The organism is Paenibacillus luteus, assembly GCF_006542765.1.
GTDB lineage: Bacteria > Bacillota > Bacilli > Paenibacillales > Paenibacillaceae > Pristimantibacillus > Pristimantibacillus luteus.
Genome location: NZ_SKCD01000002.1, coordinates 57,283 through 74,952 on the forward strand (window position 1 = coordinate 57,283; position 17,670 = coordinate 74,952).

Annotated in this window: 12 protein-coding genes; 2 read left to right on the top strand and 10 right to left on the bottom strand. The window is 46.8% G+C overall.

Annotation, left to right across the window (positions count from 1 at the left end):
• Positions 1 to 40: 40 nt before the first annotated feature.
• The 7 genes from E0496_RS01170 to E0496_RS01200 all read right to left on the bottom strand — a co-directional run bounded on the left by E0496_RS01170 (position 41) and on the right by E0496_RS01200 (position 11,503).
• Positions 41 to 934, bottom strand: a complete 894-nt coding sequence (locus tag E0496_RS01170) for a carbohydrate ABC transporter permease (protein ID WP_141499803.1) — start codon at positions 932 to 934, stop codon at positions 41 to 43.
• 12 nt (positions 935 to 946) lie between these two features.
• Positions 947 to 1,906 carry an ABC transporter permease gene (locus E0496_RS01175; RefSeq protein ID WP_141499804.1) on the bottom strand — a complete coding sequence of 320 codons (960 nt, stop codon included), beginning with the start codon at positions 1,904 to 1,906 and terminating at the stop codon, positions 947 to 949.
• A gap of 287 nt (positions 1,907 to 2,193) precedes the next feature.
• Positions 2,194 to 3,750: a response regulator transcription factor gene (locus E0496_RS01180; protein ID WP_141499805.1), complete on the bottom strand. Its 1,557-nt coding sequence runs from the start codon at positions 3,748 to 3,750 to the stop codon at positions 2,194 to 2,196.
• Positions 3,743 to 5,545, bottom strand: a complete 1,803-nt coding sequence (locus E0496_RS01185) for a cache domain-containing sensor histidine kinase (protein ID WP_141499806.1) — start codon at positions 5,543 to 5,545, stop codon at positions 3,743 to 3,745. Before E0496_RS01185 ends, E0496_RS01180 begins: the two co-directional genes overlap by 8 nt.
• 174 nt (positions 5,546 to 5,719) lie before the next feature.
• Positions 5,720 to 6,067: a hypothetical protein gene (locus tag E0496_RS01190; protein ID WP_175597990.1), complete on the bottom strand. Its 348-nt coding sequence runs from the start codon at positions 6,065 to 6,067 to the stop codon at positions 5,720 to 5,722.
• A 216-nt stretch (positions 6,068 to 6,283) separates the two neighbouring features.
• Positions 6,284 to 9,112, bottom strand: a complete 2,829-nt coding sequence (locus E0496_RS01195; RefSeq protein WP_141499807.1) for a glycoside hydrolase family 3 C-terminal domain-containing protein — start codon at positions 9,110 to 9,112, stop codon at positions 6,284 to 6,286.
• 6 nt (positions 9,113 to 9,118) lie between these two features.
• Complete coding sequence (locus E0496_RS01200; RefSeq protein ID WP_141499808.1) at positions 9,119 to 11,503, bottom strand: glycoside hydrolase family 95 protein; 2,385 nt, start codon at positions 11,501 to 11,503, stop codon at positions 9,119 to 9,121.
• Positions 11,504 to 11,916: 413 nt separating this feature from the next.
• Here E0496_RS01200 and E0496_RS01205 point away from each other — a divergent pair, with 413 nt between their 5' ends.
• Positions 11,917 to 12,789, top strand: coding sequence for a DMT family transporter (locus E0496_RS01205; RefSeq protein ID WP_141499809.1), 873 nt, complete (start codon positions 11,917 to 11,919; stop codon positions 12,787 to 12,789).
• A 105-nt stretch (positions 12,790 to 12,894) separates the two neighbouring features.
• Here E0496_RS01205 and E0496_RS01210 read toward each other — a convergent pair whose 3' ends face one another.
• Both E0496_RS01210 and E0496_RS01215 read right to left on the bottom strand, forming a co-directional pair.
• Positions 12,895 to 13,731: a sugar phosphate isomerase/epimerase family protein gene (locus E0496_RS01210; RefSeq protein ID WP_141499810.1), complete on the bottom strand. Its 837-nt coding sequence runs from the start codon at positions 13,729 to 13,731 to the stop codon at positions 12,895 to 12,897.
• Positions 13,732 to 13,765: 34 nt separating this feature from the next.
• Positions 13,766 to 14,845, bottom strand: coding sequence for a Gfo/Idh/MocA family protein (locus E0496_RS01215; protein WP_141499811.1), 1,080 nt, complete (start codon positions 14,843 to 14,845; stop codon positions 13,766 to 13,768).
• A gap of 160 nt (positions 14,846 to 15,005) precedes the next feature.
• Between E0496_RS01215 and E0496_RS01220 the strand changes: the two genes are divergently transcribed.
• A complete protein-coding gene (locus E0496_RS01220; protein ID WP_141499812.1) occupies positions 15,006 to 15,887 on the top strand; it encodes an AraC family transcriptional regulator in 882 nt (293 codons plus the stop codon).
• 436 nt (positions 15,888 to 16,323) lie between these two features.
• Here the strand turns inward: E0496_RS01220 and E0496_RS01225 are convergent, their stop codons facing one another.
• The gene (locus E0496_RS01225) at positions 16,324 to 17,559 is read right to left on the bottom strand and encodes an MFS transporter (RefSeq protein ID WP_141499813.1); all 1,236 of its coding nucleotides are present in this window, start codon (positions 17,557 to 17,559) and stop codon (positions 16,324 to 16,326) included.
• Positions 17,560 to 17,670 lie beyond the last annotated feature (111 nt).

The window sequence follows — 17,670 nt, forward strand, 5'->3', positions numbered from 1 at the left end:
GATGTACATGTATATAACAGGAAACCTGCTATTACCAAGATTAACTTTTTACTGCTCCAAGAGTCATGCCCTTCACGAAATACTTTTGAAGGAACGGATACACCATAAGAATCGGTATGGTAACAACAATCGTGATCGCCATCTTAATCGATTCCGGTGAAACGGAAACAATCGATTGCTGCGCATTAGGATCGCGATAGTTGTTGCCTGATTGCGTGGACTGCAGTACCTTCATAAGCTCGTACTGAAGCGTCGTATTCTCCGGATTCCGATTGTTAAACAGATAAGTGTCAAACCATGCGTTCCAATGACTGACTGCAATAAACAAAGCAATGGTTGCAAGAACCGGTTGGCACAGCGGAAGAATGACCTTCCAGAAAATCGTCCAGTCGTTCGCTCCGTCGATTTTGGCGGATTCCTGCAGAGCATACGGAAGTCCGTCAATATAAGAACGAACAACGAACACGTTCCAGACACTGAGAAGCGCAGGGATAATGTACACCGAGAATGTGCCCATCAAACCAAGGTTTTTCATAAGAAGGAAGCCTGGAATGAGTCCGCCTGTGAAGTACATCGTAAGAGCGAATCCGACCGACATCCATCTTCTTGACTGGAAATCTGGACGGCTAAGCGTGTAAGCCATCATAGAAGCAGATAATACGCCGACTGCTGTACCGATTACGGTACGCAGTACCGAGTTTTTAAAGCCAACTAACAACCCATCGAAACCGAATATCGTCTCATAGTTTTTGAGAGTAAATTCACGAGGGTATATGGTTAAACCGCCTCTTACCGTATCTACCGAATCATTGAATGATATCGCTAGTACGTTAAGGAAAGGATATAACGTCACTATAGCAACAATAGCCATGAAAATATAAACGAAGGTATCGAATATCTTATCGCCTGTACTTCTTCTCATCGTTCCTTGCATATGCGGTTCCTCCTATATGATTGATTCTTTGGTGACTCGTTTGTATATGCCGTTCGCGATAAACACGAGCAGAATGCTGACGACGGAGTTGAATATGCCGATTGCCGTACCATACGAATATCGACTCAACTGAATACCGTACTTGAGCGCATATAAATCGAGAACCTCTGAGTAATCAGACACGAGAGGATTGCCTAGCAGGAATTGCTTCTCGAAACCAATGCTGACCAAATGTCCAATCGAAAGGATGAAAAGCACCATAAAGGTTGTCCGAATGCCTGGCAGCGTAATATGCCACATTTTGCGGAAGCGTCCTGCACCGTCGACCGTTGAAGCCTCATAAAGCTCCGGATCAATGCCTGACATGGCTGCAAGGAAAATAATCGAGTTCCAGCCCATTTCTTTCCACAAGTCAGACAAAGTAACGATACCCCAGAACCATTCGCCCTTAGCCATGAATTGGATTGGCGTTTCAATAATGTTCAAATACATAAGCAATTGATTGACAGCGCCGCCATCGGTAGAAAGCATCTTGGTTACGAGCCCGGCAACAACAACCCAGGAAACGAAGTGAGGCAGGTAAGAAATCGTTTGGACGGAACGTTTGAAGAACTGTCCTCTCATCTCATTTAATAATAGTGCGAATATAACAGGAATAGTAAAGCTGATAATTAAGCCCATCGTACTCATTGCCAATGTATTTCTTAAGACAATATAAAATCTCTCGTCCTGAAACAGCTCAATGAAATTGTCTAAGCCCACCCATTTTTGATCGAATATTCCGTTTTTCGGTTTGTAGTTTTGAAAGGCGGTTAACCATCCCCATACCGGTACATAGCTGAATATGAAAATCCAAATGACGAACGGCAAAGACATCATGTACAAGTAGCGCTGTTGAAAAGCTCTGGACCAAAATCGGTTTTTTTTGTTTGACAAGCCTGTTTGCGGATTACCTTCTGTTAGCGGTTTCATCGCTGCTCCTCCTATTGTTTTTGCTCCGGGCAAAAACATCTTTCGTAAGCTTCTCTTTGTTTGTGTAGCTTACCCTCTCTTATCTGTACTAATCATATACGATGGGTGTACTTCCCTTGCACCCGATAAATTAGACTTAAAATCATATCAAAATACGTACTTTCAAACGCTTTCATAACCATTGGTTACTATGGAATAAAAAAATAACGCCTGCATCGGAAATGGCTTAGTTGGCCAATCGATTCAGGCGTAACGTACATGATGCAGCAGGATATTACTGCTTATAATCAGTCCGAAACTGATTTACCCGAGCTGCCTTTAAAGGAAGAAGGGGAAACCCCTTTATATTTTTTGAATTTACTATGGAAGTAGTCCACATTCGCATAGCCGACTCGTTCCGATACCTGATGAACCTTAAGCCCTTCTTGAAGCAGCTCTATCGCATGCTGGATCCGAACCTGATCCAGGTAGGTGTTGAAATGCTCGCCAGTATAGTTTTTGAACATTTTCCCCAAATAACCGCTATTATAATTAAACAGATCGGCAAGCGTTTCAAGCTTAATATTTTCACTATAATGCCTTTCAATGAAATCGGTCATTTGCTTCATAACCGATAGGCTGTCCGACTTGCCTAGCTTTTCGGTTAAATCCTGCAGCCGTTTCTGAAGCTGGACCATCATTTCATCATAGTGATGCGCAAGGTAGAGAGCAGTAATGATCGATAAGTCCTCCTGAACGGATACCTGTTGACTTGAAATCGCTGCTTTGTTCAATACAATGGAAAGCAGCTGGGCCCAGCTTGATTTGACGAATTGCTCGGCTGTATCGACAGAACAAATATGGTCTGACGCTTCTTGCAGTGCTTTGTCCACTCCGTCCTTGCTCCCGATATCCAGCATATAATAGAGCTTCTGGGCAAAGGCGTCGATGGACAGCTCCTCATGCTTCGCCGGCCCTGCTTGCATGCTGGTGGCTGATAAAGAAGCCAGATGAATTTGCTGGCCTTGCAGCATAAACCTTTGCTTCAGCATACCGCGTACGGCTGGCGCCCATTGCTGCAGCACCAGTAGCTCGCGGACAGGCTCGCTGGCTGCCCCGGCAAATCTGACTCGCGTCCCACAGCAATCCTCGATCCACTGCCTCATTTGCTCGCGGGAACCATTTTGCAACAAATAATCCTTAAGCAGCACACCGACGTAAGGCTCAGCAGAAAACACCCAGCCCAGCTGCTTCTGCTCTATAATCTCGCCGAGCTTCTTCTTAAGGGTAGCATTCATCGTAAGGGAATGCTCCTTGCTATACAGCTCGATCAGCAGAAGCTGATAATATTTCGCTGGCGGGCCGAGCAGTGTCCCCGGATCATTCGTGCCAAATGTCTCAGCCAGCTGCTTTCCAGTCGCAAGCTGCTGGAGCATCTCCTCACGTAAAAGTTGAGACGTCTGTTCCGTACTAAGCTGCTGCTCGGATTTTTGCTTCAGCTGTGAGCTGATGCGCTCAACATAGGTCTCAAGCTCGTCCTCATCGATCGGCTTTAAGATATACCCATCCACCTGATGGGCAATTGCCTGCTTCGCATAATTAAATTCGGCGTAGCCGCTCAAAATGAGGAAATGGCAGACTTGATCCGTTTTTCTAATTTCTTCAATCGCTTGGAGACCATCCATACCAGGCATCCGAATATCGATTAAAATTAAATCAGGCAAGAGCAATGCATGTTTTTCAACAGCCTCGCGGCCATTGGATGCGACTCCCACCACGTTAAAATCGTACTTTTGCCAATCGACAAGGGTTTGCAGCCCTTCCCGAATCATTGGTTCATCGTCGACAATTAATACTTTATGCAAATGGATGACCCCCTGTCGGTATTTCAAAAACAATACGTGTACCCGCGCCGGGCTCGCTCATGATTTGCAAGCCGCAGCCCTCTCCGTAAATCATCACAATCCGTTGATGCACATTGCGCAGTCCGATACGGTATTCTCCCTCTTCCTCCATATCATGAAGAGCTTCGTTTATCTGTTTCATTTTATCCTCATGAATACCTACCCCGTTATCTGCAACTTCTACTCGGAGCATGTGATCTTTGATTTGCGTCGTTAAGCGAACGAGGCCACCTTCCGCTACATTCTCGAGCCCATGAACGACTGCGTTCTCGATCAGGGGCTGAATGATAAGCGGTGGAATCTCGATGTTCTGACCCGCTTCATCAATATCAAGCGAGAAGGTTAAACGCTCATTTCCGTACCTGAATTTTTGGATTTCCAAGTAGCAGCGTACCATTTCCAGTTCGTCCTTTAATGCAACCATGCGCGAGCCTACTTCCAGATTTCGGCGAATCATCTTCCCAAGCATTCGGACGATCGAGGAAATTTCGGTTTCACCTTTGATATGAGCCTTCATTCGAATGGACTCAAGCGCATTAAAGAGAAAATGAGGATTGATCTGGCTTGCCATCATCTTCAGCTTGATCTCTTTTTGCCTGAGCTGCAGCAGCGCCTGCTGCTTGTGTGATTCCGATACTTCGTCCATTAGTCCGCGTATGCTTACGACCATGTTGTTAAACTGCTTGGACAGTAATCCAATCTCATCATTACCGGTCACATGAGAGATGACGTTCAGATCCCCCATCGCAACCTTGTTTAAATCCTTGTTTAGCAGCAGCATCCGTTTGGCTAAAATGACGGAAAAGATATAAATCAACACAAACGCAATCACAAGGCTCAGCATAATAATGCCGAAGCCCAGCAGACTAATCCGGTTGGCTCCGCTCACGATGCTATCAATTGAAAAAACCGACACAATCTTAAGGCCATTACGGCTGGAATCCGGATGCAAATCCTCTACGACGATTTTCGAGGGCTTGTCCTCAAATTTAAACTCATAAGTGCCTTCCGCTTTATTCGTAAGCTTACTGGCAAAGTCCAGCTCCGAAATATTCTTGCTTACCCAATTCGGGTTTTTCGCTGCGATGATATATCCGCTTTCATCAATGATCATCGTATCGAACGGTTCTTGGCTAACCATATTATTTAGCTCGACCGGGTTTAGCCCAATAACCAGCACACCGCTCGTCCGATAGGTAGGGAAAGAGATTTTACGGACCAGACTTAAGTAGTTGCGATTGCCTTTGGTCTCATCTGAGATATAGCTCCAATGAATCCCATCCTGCTTCATCGCATCCTTATACCAATCCTCAGCTTCAATGGCAGGGGTGACCTTAAGAAACTCCCAATTGTCCAATATCGTCATGTTCGTTGTATAAAACCGGATATTGTATACTTCGCTGTAAAGCTTAATATAATCGCGGAAATCATTAAACTCCCGATAAGCTTTGACTACCTCAAAGGTAGAATTATATTGTGTGTTGACGATATTCGTTAATCGGCTGTCTACGAGCAGCTTGTCCGATATTTCAATCGGCATCCGGATGATATCAAGTGTCTGCTTCTTGATTCGCTCCACATTGTTTGTAATTTGCTGCGTCGCCTGATCAAGCACATTTTGGCGAAAAGCGACCGTCAAAAAGATGCCGACGATCAGCACAGGTACAAACACGACCAGAATAAACGAGAGAATCAGCTTTTTTTTGATTCGAATATTGTTAATTCCTTGCATAAGCGCACTGATGCGTCTCACCATATAGGCAGCTCCCTCCCACTCAGGAAAGCGTTTACTTTTCACGTTACGTTTTGAAGCATCCTATATTATAAAGCTGGTATGCACACATTCATACCTAGTATATTCATTATTTTATCATGTGGAAATTAGACAATTAAATCCGTTTTCTTGCTCCTAACCAGCATCCTGCTCAAGCTAGAGCGGGATGCGGTACTTGGAATGCTGCTCTACAACATGCTCCCCTTGGTTATATACCCATTTAAAAACAAAGCGATCACCCGTATAGCTCGTTCTGTTGCGGATATCTGGTAAAATAACCGTCTCAAAATGATCTTCGATGAGCTTCTGAACGGTCGCTAACCGCTCCTGATTAGCTTCAAGCTGAAGCGCAGCGTCTGCCTCGGATTCTGCCGTTTGCAAAAAATAAGACATGGCAACATCCCTATCGTCCATATCCTCAGGCAATGGATAGCCAGAGCCGCGAAAAATTTCCTTAACGGTGTCCAGCCAATCGGTGCACAAATCGATCTTCATAGCGTTCATTCGTCTGACAAGCTCCTCTGTTCATGTTAATAGTCAATCTAAAGAATAAAACGGAGAACATGAAAATGCAACCTATGCCCCAATGAGACAGTTAAGCATCTTTGCTCCATCACCATATCTACGGCAGGCTACTGAAGTGATAAAAAAGCTGACTCCGCAGCTGCAAATGCAGCCAAGAAGACAGCTCTGATTATCGTTTATACGTCTCAAGCAAAATTATTGAATACTGAAAAAGCTAAGTTTGATGCTTCCGTTAAGACTAATAAAAAGGTCGCCCTCAGGTTGAATGCCAGGAAGATCAATCCGTATGCTCTGCCATTCCTGGTCACCGCTTGCAGACACTGTACATGATCCGATAACAGCACCAGCCGGACTTCCAATCAGAATGGACAGCTCGCCACCAGCTTCTCCGCCGCTCACGCGCGCTTCAAAGCTTGCCGAGCCATGCATCCAATCGATATCAGCGAATTTGATCCAGCCTTCCGATTGGGAGAGGCGCACTGCCGTTCCGCCCTCTTTGCTCTCGTCCAGATAAACCTGTGCGTAATCATCGTAATTTTCTGCACGGGTTGGAAGTGAGAGGTTGCGCTTTGGAATCTTTTCCCCCGTAATCGTAATCGTAGACGAAGATTTCACATCTGCCGAAGAGCCGCCTGCCACGAATGTATACTGAGCCGTCTCCAAGCAGAAACGGCCCTGTGTAACGTCCCAAATAGCCAACTCTTCCGCCGGTACAAGCAACTGCACATCCACCGTTTCTCCCGCCTGCAGCGTAATCCGCGTAAAACCAACCAGCTTCTTAAGCGGACGCTCGACTCTCGAGCCTTCCACGCGTACATACAATTGAACAACTTCATCTGCTGTCCGCTCAGATTCATTCGTTACCTGAATCTGAACCTTCACATGCCCCTCCAGGCTAGTCGCATGATTCGTAATTTCAAGCGGGCTGTAGCGGAATGAGCCATAGCTCAGACCATAACCGAATGGATAAAGGGGCTCCCCATCGAAATACAAATACGTTCGTTTGCCCTTCAAGATATCGTAATCCATCAAATCTGTTAACTGGTCCTCGGATTGGTACCAAGTCATATTGAGACGTCCTGCAGGCGAGAAATCGCCAAAAAGCACATCGGCTATCGCATTTCCCAGCTCCTGCCCTGCGTGGGACAAATACACGATGGCTGGTATTTGAGCATTCACGGCATTTAACGTGAACGGGTAGCTGCCAATGACGACAACGATTGTATTGGGATTGGCCTCGAATACCGCACTGATCAGTTCGTTTTGCGATGCAGCTAGATCAAGACCCGGACGGTCGATTTCTTCTTTGCCGTTAATCAGCGGATTGTTGCCGACAAAGACGATGGCAGTCTCTGCTGCCTTGGCAGCGGCTACTGCTTCCTCGATGCCTTTCGTCACAATATCCTTCGTATACCGCTCATTTATGCTGACTTCTAGGGCATCTGTGACTTGCAGCGGATCAGCACCGCCATTTGGCGCCGATACCAGCTTGCCGTTCCACGTGCGAATCGCAAACTGATCGTTTGACTGTTCATCCAGCTGGAATACTTCCTTCACATACCAACCAAATGCTTCGCTTGCTGCAGCTGCGATATTCAAATCGTCAGCGCTAGTAAGCAGCTTGCCGTTCGTTTTGCTCTCCAGCGTATAGCTGCCCCAGCCCCAATCCGTAACCTCAAACGTTTCACCTGCGTCCGCAGAATCCGCTGCTTGCAGCCGGCTCTCATTTTGCTCGGCAGCATGCAGCACCTTGCCGTTGGCAGCTGATTTCAACCGAATTTGGTCATTGCCGCTGCTGTACGACACTTGTTTACCAGCAAGCTTGCTTACAATCCCTTCAAGCGGCGTTACTTTATAAGGCAGCGAGCCCGAATACCAGTCCCGGTATACGACATCTGCAAGCGGACCAATGACAGCTACGCTGCTAAGCTTCTCCTTATCCAGCGGGAGAGCGTTATTTTCATTTTTCAGCAAAACGATTGATTCACGCGCAGCTTGCAGCGATAACTCACGGTGCTCCGGTGCGCATAGTTTGGATTCCGGCACGTTTGCGTATGGGTTTTGCTCAGAAGGATCAAATTCACCTAAGCGGAAGCGAACGCGGAACGTATTGATCAGCGCTTTATCTAGATCTTGCTCGGTCAGCAGCCCCTCCGCCAGTGCCTCGCGGATAGCTGTGCAAGATTTCTCCTTGTCATCGGTAATGCTGTCAATGCCGGCTTTAATCGAATGTGCCACGGCATTCTTATAGTTGTCATAATACTTATGGTCATTTACAATACCAAGCAGGTCGCCCGCGTCGCTGACGACAAAGCCATTCATGCCCCACTCTTCTTTTACCACTTTATTCACATCTTCGTGCAAAATAGTAGGCGTCCCGTTGACGGAATTGTAAGATGTCATCATCGAATGAGCGCCGCCCTTAACGAAGGCTGGCTTAAATGCCGCTTGGTAATATTCCTTCATATTGCGCGGGTCGATGCTTGCGGAACAGCTTCCTCGATTGATTTCGTTATTGTTGCCGATAAAATGCTTCAAGGTTGCTACCGCTTTGAAATAAAGCGGGTGGTCGCCCTGAATGCCCTGCACCAGAGAAGCCGTCAGCTCTCCTGTCAGCTTTGGATCTTCGCCATATGCCTCTTCCGTACGTCCCCAGCGCGGATCGCGCTCCATATCCACGGTTGGCGCCCATAGGGTCAAGCCGTTTATGGCCGGATTGCGCTGAAAATAAACACGTGCCTCGTCCCCAATGACGCTTCCCACTTCCTTGAGAAGAACAGGGTTCCATGTACAGCCTAGGCCTATCGGTTGCGGGAATGTCGTGGCCTCTCCCAGCCAAGCCATCCCATGGGCAGCCTCCGTTCCATGCTTGTACGGCTTTACGCCTAAACGCTCAATTTCAGGCTGGTATTGGACCATCGAGTCAATCTTCTCGTCAAGCGTGAAGCGGGAGACCAGATCGGTCACTCGCTCTTCCAGTGGAAGTTCAATATTTTCAAAAGGATAACGTGTATTCGTCGTCATGGATCATTACTCTCCTTTATTTGTTGCAGATTTAATCGTATACCATTCATTTTTCTTCGTCGCAAATGGCCGTGCGGCATCAATCGGCGTGCCATCTGCCGAGTGAACCAACAACGTCTCCTTGGCGTGCAGCGTACAGGTTGAGCCATGGGTAGAATAAATACGGCCTTCCGTAAGCTTGCTGTCCTTCCATTCCATCTCGACGATAAAGCCGCCTCTTGCTTTGATCCCCTTTACATAGCCAGTCGGCCAAGCAGGTGGAAGCGCAGGCAGGAGTTCGATCCCATCCAGATGACTTTGAAGCAGCAGCTCGGCTATGCCTGCAGCTCCTCCAAAGTTTCCGTCGATTTGAAACGGAGGATGGTCATCAAATAGATTCGGATGAGTAGACCTTGCAAGCAGCGTATGGATGAAACGGTATGAAGCTTCCGCGTCCTTCAAACGCGCGTATAGATTGATCAGCCAAGCACAGCTCCAACCCGTATGCCCCCCGCCGCTCTTAATCCTGCTCTCTAACGACAGCCTTCCCGCTTCCACGAGCTCAGGCGATGCAGTCTGGTTAATCGTGGTTCCCGGATATAACCCGTATAGATGGGAAACATGGCGATGGCCCGGCTCATGCTCTTTGAAATGATCATGCCACTCCTGCAATAAACCATCGGGCGAGATTTGCAGCGGCGGAAGCTTTTGCAAGGCAGCAGCTACCCGCTCTGCGAATGCCTCATCCGTATGCAGCAAGGAAGCAGCTAGGCTGCAATGCTCAAACAGCTCGCGAACCAAAGTCATGTCCATAGCGGACGACTCTGCCACGCTGCTTGCCTCCCCTTCAGCTGTCAAAAATTTATTTTCCGGCGAGGTGGATGGCGATGTCATCAGCTGGCCGTCACCATTTTCCTGAAGCCAATCCAGGCAAAACAACGCTGCACCCTTCATGAGCGGATAAGCTTTTTCACGCAAAAAGGATTCATCGGGATTGTACAAATAATGCTCCCACAAATGCTGTGTCAGCCACACGCCGCCAAGCGGCCAGAACGCCCAGCTTGGATGTCCAGCCGTAGGCGTCGATGAGCGCCACAGATCAACATTATGGTGCGTCACCCATCCCGAACTATTGTAATGAATAGCTGCCGTTCTCGCGCCTGACTCGCTAAGCTCCTCAATCATTTGAAACAATGGTTCATGACACTCGCTCAAATTGCCAAGCTCGGCTGGCCAATAATTCATTTGCGTATTGATATTCGTCGTGTAATCGCTATTCCAAGGCGGCTGTACCCGATCATTCCATATGCCTTGCAGGTTCGCTGGCTGCGTACCTGGACGGGAGCTTGCCATAAGCAAGTACCTGCCATATTGAAAATATAGAGCTTCCAGCTGCGGGTCCTGTTCGCCTAATTTATAGGCTTCGAGCCGCTCGTCGGTAGGCAGTAGGGAATTCGGCGTATAGCCCAAATCAATCTGCACCCGTTGGAACAATTGGCGGTGATCCTGCACATGACGTTCTCGCAGCTTCTCATAGCTATGCGCTGAAGCTGCCGCGAGTACCGTATCATTTTGCTTGCTTAGCTCGGCTTTGCTTGCGGTTGGGTGAAGGTTATACCGCTCGAAGCTCGTAGCTGCACTTAGCAGAAAAGTAACGGCACGCGCTCCGACTACCGTTATTTTCTTCTCGCCATCGACAGACACATTGCCACCTTCAGCCGTTACGATCAGCTTGGTTTGGAACGTGATGCCTCGATCAACCTCGTATTGCACCGCCTTCGGATGATCACCCAAATAGTTGTCCGCGACGTGGCTTGGGCATTGACCATACAACACAATCGCATGGCCGCCCTCAGCAGCAACCTCGTATTGCACAGATGACTGCAGATACGACGTCAACTCCAGTAGTCCTTCTCCATGCGCCTCATATCTGGTGCAAAGCACTTGATCGATTGCGCTTACAAAAGTCTCGCGGAAAAAATCCGCTTGTCCGATTTGCCAACGGGTGGCGGCGATCCCTGCATCGATATCCAGTGTTCGATTATAATGGCACAGCTCGGCGCTGCCTGGTGCAAAATGCTGCTCCACATACCAATCGCCCATTGGCTGATACGATTCCGTATTTTTCCCTAGCATTTTCGCCTCGATGAGCTGCTCTGCTTCGACATATTGTTTCTCTGCAATGAGCTCACGGGCTCGCTTCAAGTAGCGCAAAGCCTCGTAATTGTTCGTATCCCGCGGAAAGCCTGACCAAAGCGTATCTTCATTTAATTGAATTCGTTCCTTAGTCACACCGCCAAACACCATGCCGCCTAGCCGCCCATTTCCGATCGGCAGCGCCTCTTCCCATCTGGAAGCCGGCTGCTTATACCAGAGGTTCAGTGAGTGATTTTGCTCTGTTCTATTTGTCATCTATTAATCTCCTATGTTCGCATTCATTCTCGAATCAGTAAAAACAGTTATTATTCATCATAACGGAATAGCCTTCCTGCACAGTACCCACCGAATTTCATTAAAATTCATATCAAAATTAGGGCTTGCTCGTAGTATGGAGGAAGTTACCATATTTTTCAAGGGGTACAATTTTATGATCGTTTCTCAGGCTTCATTAAACTAACGGGCATGTTCGTTATGGTTAAAACAGCTAATACCCGAATCAACAAAATTCATGTACAATAAATGTATTCTTTTGAAAGTGAGCTGAAACTTTATGATGTGGTCACCACGATTTGAAAATGATGTACCTGTAGTTATTCTCCCTTAACGGTAGAAAAACTACATCTCCGTTAAGGACAGGAGTTGTCTAGAAAAACGGAGGGTACAAAATGAAAAACACCTTATTAGGTTCTTTATATTTATCAATCGCTGCTAGTATTTGGGGCGGGATGTATGTTGTAGTAAAACATGTGGTAGACGTTGTGCCACCACTTGAACTAGTTTGGATTCGTTATGTAATTGCTTTGTTTGCATTGCTAATGATCGGCGCTGTAACAAAACAATCATGGCGCATTGAAAAACGAGACTTGTTATTAATTTTCATGGTTGGATTCATTGGAAATACTATTTCGATTATCACCCAAGAAGTGGGTACGCTGTTTTCTACTGCACAAATGGGAGCCATTATTACCTCAACGACACCCGCATTTATGGTGCTATTTGCGCGTATCATCCTAAAAGAAAAAATTACTTTTAAAAAAGCAATTTCTATTATTTTAGCAACAATCGGTGTTGGCGTTATTGTCGGAAATGGTGGTATGGATTCATCTCTTCAACTCGGCGGGGTATCCCTGCTTATTGCTGCACTTACTTGGGCGCTTATGTCTGTCCTTATTAAGCGGGTACCAGGACAATATTCGCAAATTGTCGTAACCTGCTATACAACACTGGTAGCGATCATTTTACTTACGCCTTTTACAATTAGTCGATTACCCAAGCTTGATGTTCAAGCCATGATGCACCCATCTATTTGGGGCGGTCTTTTGTACTTGGGAATTATTTCGACAGCATGTGCCTTTTTACTGTGGAATCGCGGCCTACAAATGCTTAACGCTTCAAGTGGCGGATTATTTTTCTTTTTCCAGCCTATCGTGGGTACTTTTTTAGGCTGGTTATTGCTTGGTGAGCAAATTGGCTTGTCTTTTTGGATAGGTACTATATTCATCTTTATTGGTGTGTTATTAGTCATTCGAGAAAAATGAGCATAGAAAAAAAGCTGATCGTTATTTGCCGATCAGCTTTTTGACGTTAACAGGAAACGAACGTTTATCGCGCTTTTTTGTTCATAACGAGCTTTAAAGATTTAATTACAGGCCAGCGGCGCCAAATACTTTATCGAAGCCTGCCTTAGTGCGCACGATGAGCTCCTCTGGCGATTGCGTTGGCGCTTCAGCGGTCAAAATTTCCTGAGATACCGCTCCTTTGTAGCCAATGCGATGAAGTGCTTGCAAGAAACCTGCGAGATCGATAACTCCCTCGCCCGGGTAGATGCGGCCATTATCAAGCGCTTCCTCGACCGGTACGTTCGGAGCATCGTTAATATGCACATGCACGATTTGATCCGCACGAAGTGCATCAATATCAGCAACCGACAATTCGTTGGTGTACCAGTGGTATGCATCAAACAACAAACCCACATTGCTCTCGCCAATGGCATCGATCCACTCCAGCGTCTCCTCAAGCGTCCAAATAAATGGATTAGCCCAGCGAGTACGCAAGTGGTGAGGGCCTACGAATTCAAGCCCCAAACGGATACCGTAAGCGCCCAGAATTTGCGCGCAAGTACGCAGTCTGCGGGTAGCGAGCGCCATAAAGCGGGCTGCTTTCAAATCCGTGGACGGCAGAATATACGTGCAGCAGCTTGTACAGCCAAGCGCCGCTGCGGCCGCTGCGGAAGAAGCCAGCTTCTGCAACCCTTCAAGAAAAGCCTCTTCCGTGGTTCTCCATTCTACTGGCAATCCAATGGAACCGATCACTACGCCGCTGCTTGCGAGCAGATCGCGTGCTTTCTCAATGCCATGACGGGCAATCAATGATTCCGCATCAATATCTACAGCCTGAAATCCATGTGCTCCAGCCAGCTCAATCAGTTTCTCATCGCTCTCAATACGGCCCAAACCAGCACCGGTTAATCCTCTTAACATGAATGATGCCTCCTTCTAGTAACGCTTATTTGATTTAATCCAAATTCCAATCCAGTTTCACTTCGCTGCCTGTACGTGAGGATTCATAAATCGCATCAAGAACAAGATTATTCGTAAAGCCGGTAAGCGCTGAAGTAATCGGCTGTTTGCCTTCCCGAATACAACTCAGGAAATGACGGCTTAAACGAGCTCGTTCTCCCTCTTCATTCTGAGCCTTAAGCAATTCAGTTTCTATCGGACGGTCGAACTTTTCCGTAAGCAGCTTGCCTTTCGCTCCGCGGAAGCTAGCCCCGCCTTCCGAACCCATCAAGTGGATGAACTCTGAATTATCAGTGTCCATATGGACAGCCCAGCTTACTTCCAGAGACAGCGTGCTTCCATTCTCCATCTTGATCAAAGCAGTTGCCAAATCCTCAACATCATAAGTCCCGTTCCAATCTGGCGTTCCCCAGGTGCCAATTCCTTTGCGCTTTGGTCCAAACTCCGCATAGGTAGCTCCATATACTGACACCGGTTTAGGGTTGCCCATCAAATATAACGCAAGATCAAGCATATGAACACCAATATCGATAAGCGGTCCGCCGCCGGATTGCTCCGTCTGAGTAAACCAGGTGCCCCAGCCCGGAATGCCTTTCCGGCGGAACCAGCCTGCTTTTGCCGTATAAATGTTGCCCAGCTCGCCGCGATCAATCTGCTCTTTAATTTGCATCGCAACGGATTCCCAGCGCATCTGATGGGCAACCATCACGACACGGTCGGAAGCCTTGCTTGCTTTCAAAATTTGACGTGCCGCATCGCTGTTAATACCCATTGGCTTCTCCAGCAGCACATGCTTACCCGCAGCAAGCGCTTGGATTGCAAGCGGAGCATGGAACTGGTTCGGAACTCCAATAATGACAGCATCAATATCGGGACGGGCGATCAGCTCTTCATTTGAAGCAATGACATGCTCGATCCCATATTGCTTCGCCTTCTCCTCTGCCCGCGAAATAAGCAAATCGGTAATCGCTGTTACTACACATTCATCGCCTAGCTTTGTAAATTCATTCGCGTGCACATTACCGATGTTTCCCGCTCCGATAATGCCTATTCTAATTTTATTGTCATTTGCCATGAGTAAGCCTCCCATAATGTATTCCTATCTTCAAATCCAACCGTCAAGCATCCGCTTTCATTAGCGCCTGATCACGTTATTTATGTTAGAATAAACGGGACGGGAAATCGTGCTTGTTTTTCGATAAAAGTCTCAGTTTTTCGGAGGAATCTATTATTTCATGACCTACATACCTGATTATTTGAAAACGTATCCAAATATGAATACCTCTTCGCCGCTTCATATCAGCCTAAATCGGCTGTATCACGGCTTCCGGCCGCATCGGCATGATTTTCTGGAGTTTTCCTATGTGGTAGACGGAAGAGGCTCTGAATCCATTAATGACGCTCGGCACCAGATGCTGCCCGGGACCTTCACCTTCGTTTTGCCTTATCAGGTGCATGAAATATTTACGGAGCCCGGCAGTACACTGGTCCTTTATAATTGTATGTTCAGCATGGATTTGTTAATGGAGCCTGGGCAAGAAGGCGGCTTAATGGACTTAATCGAACAAAATGCCATGCCTCCCTTCGTTCAGCTAAGCGGTAGTGAGAATGAAAAAATGAAGCTTTTAATCGAAGATATGTACCAAGAATACAAGGGAAATGAGCCCTGGAGGCGAACGATGCTTCAGGTAAGGCTGAAGGAAATACTAGCCTTCTTTGACCGCTATCGTCGAAAGGGCGTTCACTCGGCTGAAACTGCCAAGCAATCATCCAAATCAAGTGCCTCGGTATGGCCGATCATCCATTACATTCACCGCCATTATCAAGATGAGCTTGCCCTATCTGATCTTGCAAGCCGCTTCTCGCTAAGCGTCTCCCGCATCAGCGAAGTCATTAAGCAAACGACCGGACAAACCTTTGTCCACTTCCTGCATGATTTGCGGCTGCGCCATGCGTGCAGCTTGCTTGTATCGACAGATATGAATGTCTCCGAAATTGCGCTGGAAGTCGGCTACGGCTCTTACAAAACTTTTTCGCGCATTTTTAGAGAAACGAAAGGAATCGTACCCAAGGATTACCGTAAAATGAAGTTAAATCAGGATACGCTTAGGCAATAACCGTCCCTTCAACAAGCAAGGGCTGCCCGTAGTAGAAAATTCTACACGCATGGCAGCCCTTGTTTTATTAAAATATAAGGATTTATAAGTTTGTTAGCTTATAAAAGGGCTTATATTTCACCGTCAAAGCTACTTCAGCGTCTAAAGGACACCGAAGGCATTTTTGCTTGAGTGTTTTAAGCGCAAACGGTTGTCTCCGTCCTATGGCGGTACAAGCACCCTTCACGATGAAAGGTAAAAGTCCCGCTAAAATCGGACAACTTATCCATTCTTATATTTTACATAAGGTCAAAACTAGGAATAAGATGGCTAGCAAAGCGTAGATGACCAATGATAAGATCATTAAACTCCGCTTACTCATGCACAACTCCCCCTCCAGCACCAAGTAGGCTATACACCATCATTGTATGTGCATGGGGAGATCGCGCAAATTGTCCTAACGAGAAATTCTTTCTTTCCGGTCCGATGGAAGTAAGATCGTCAGCATCCCAAGCAATGGCAAATAAGAAGTACAGCGGATGACAAATTCAATACCCATGGAATCCGCAAGATTGCCAAGTATGGCAGAGCCAATGCCTGCGAGACCGAAAGCCACTCCAAAAAACACCCCTGATACGAGTCCCACTCTTCCTGGCAGCAGCTCATTCGCGTATACCAATATAACAGAGAAAGCGGATGCCAATATTAATCCGGCAAAGAAGATTAAAATAATTGAAAAAGTTAAGTTGGCATAAGGAAGCAGCAGAGCAAACGGAGCTGTCCCCAAAATTGAAAACCAAATCAAGCTGCGGCGGCTGAATTTATCCGCCAATATCCCGCCAAGAAGCAGACCGATTACATTAGCCCCTAGAAAAACAAACAGCACCATTTGCGCCTGACTTACCGTAAGACCAAAATGTTCAATGGCATAGAAGGAATAGTAACTGCTAATTGCAGCAATATAGACGTTTTTGGAAAAAACAAGCAGCATGAGAATGGTGATCGCAAATATGACCTTGCCTTTCGTTACATTCAGCTTCGAAACGGGCTTTGCCGCCTTCTTAGCATTGGAGGCTGGCACCAGCGCAAGCTGGTTTCCGTACCATTTGGCAACATTATATTGAATGACAACGCCAATCGTTACGAATAAGACAAACCAGATGACCCCTCGTTGACCTGTATGCACGAATAACACCGCTGTCATGATAGGCGCAAGAGACTGTCCGATATTGCCGCCGAATTGGAAGATCGATTGTCCCGTTCCCTTCCGTTCCCCTGCAGCCAAGTACGCTACGCGGGCAGAAACAGGATGGAACACGGCAGAACCGATGCCGATGCACATCACAGCGGCCATCACCATCCAGAAATGGGTAGCATACGAAAGCGCAGCGACCCCTGCCATTGTAAAGAGCATGCCTACAGGAAGCATCATCGGCTTCGGATGCGAATCGGAGAAAATACCGATGATCGGCTGCAGCAGCGCTGCGGTCAAATTGATCATTAATGATATTAGGCCGATTTGCGCGAAGGTGAGTGATAAGGAATCTTTTAAAATAGGAAATAGAGCTGGTACGACCGATTGAATCGTATCATTGATCAAATGAACAAAGCTAATGGCAAATAATAAAGGAAATAACGTTTTTACTGCGGTTGTGGATGCTGAAGCTGCAACAGATGCTTGATTAGTGGACATTCTAATTTCCCCTTACTTCAAACGGTAGTGTGATATGCGATATATTGCATATTATATTCCGCCTAATACATAAAAGCAATATATCTTTTGGGGCATTACTATACCATTTGC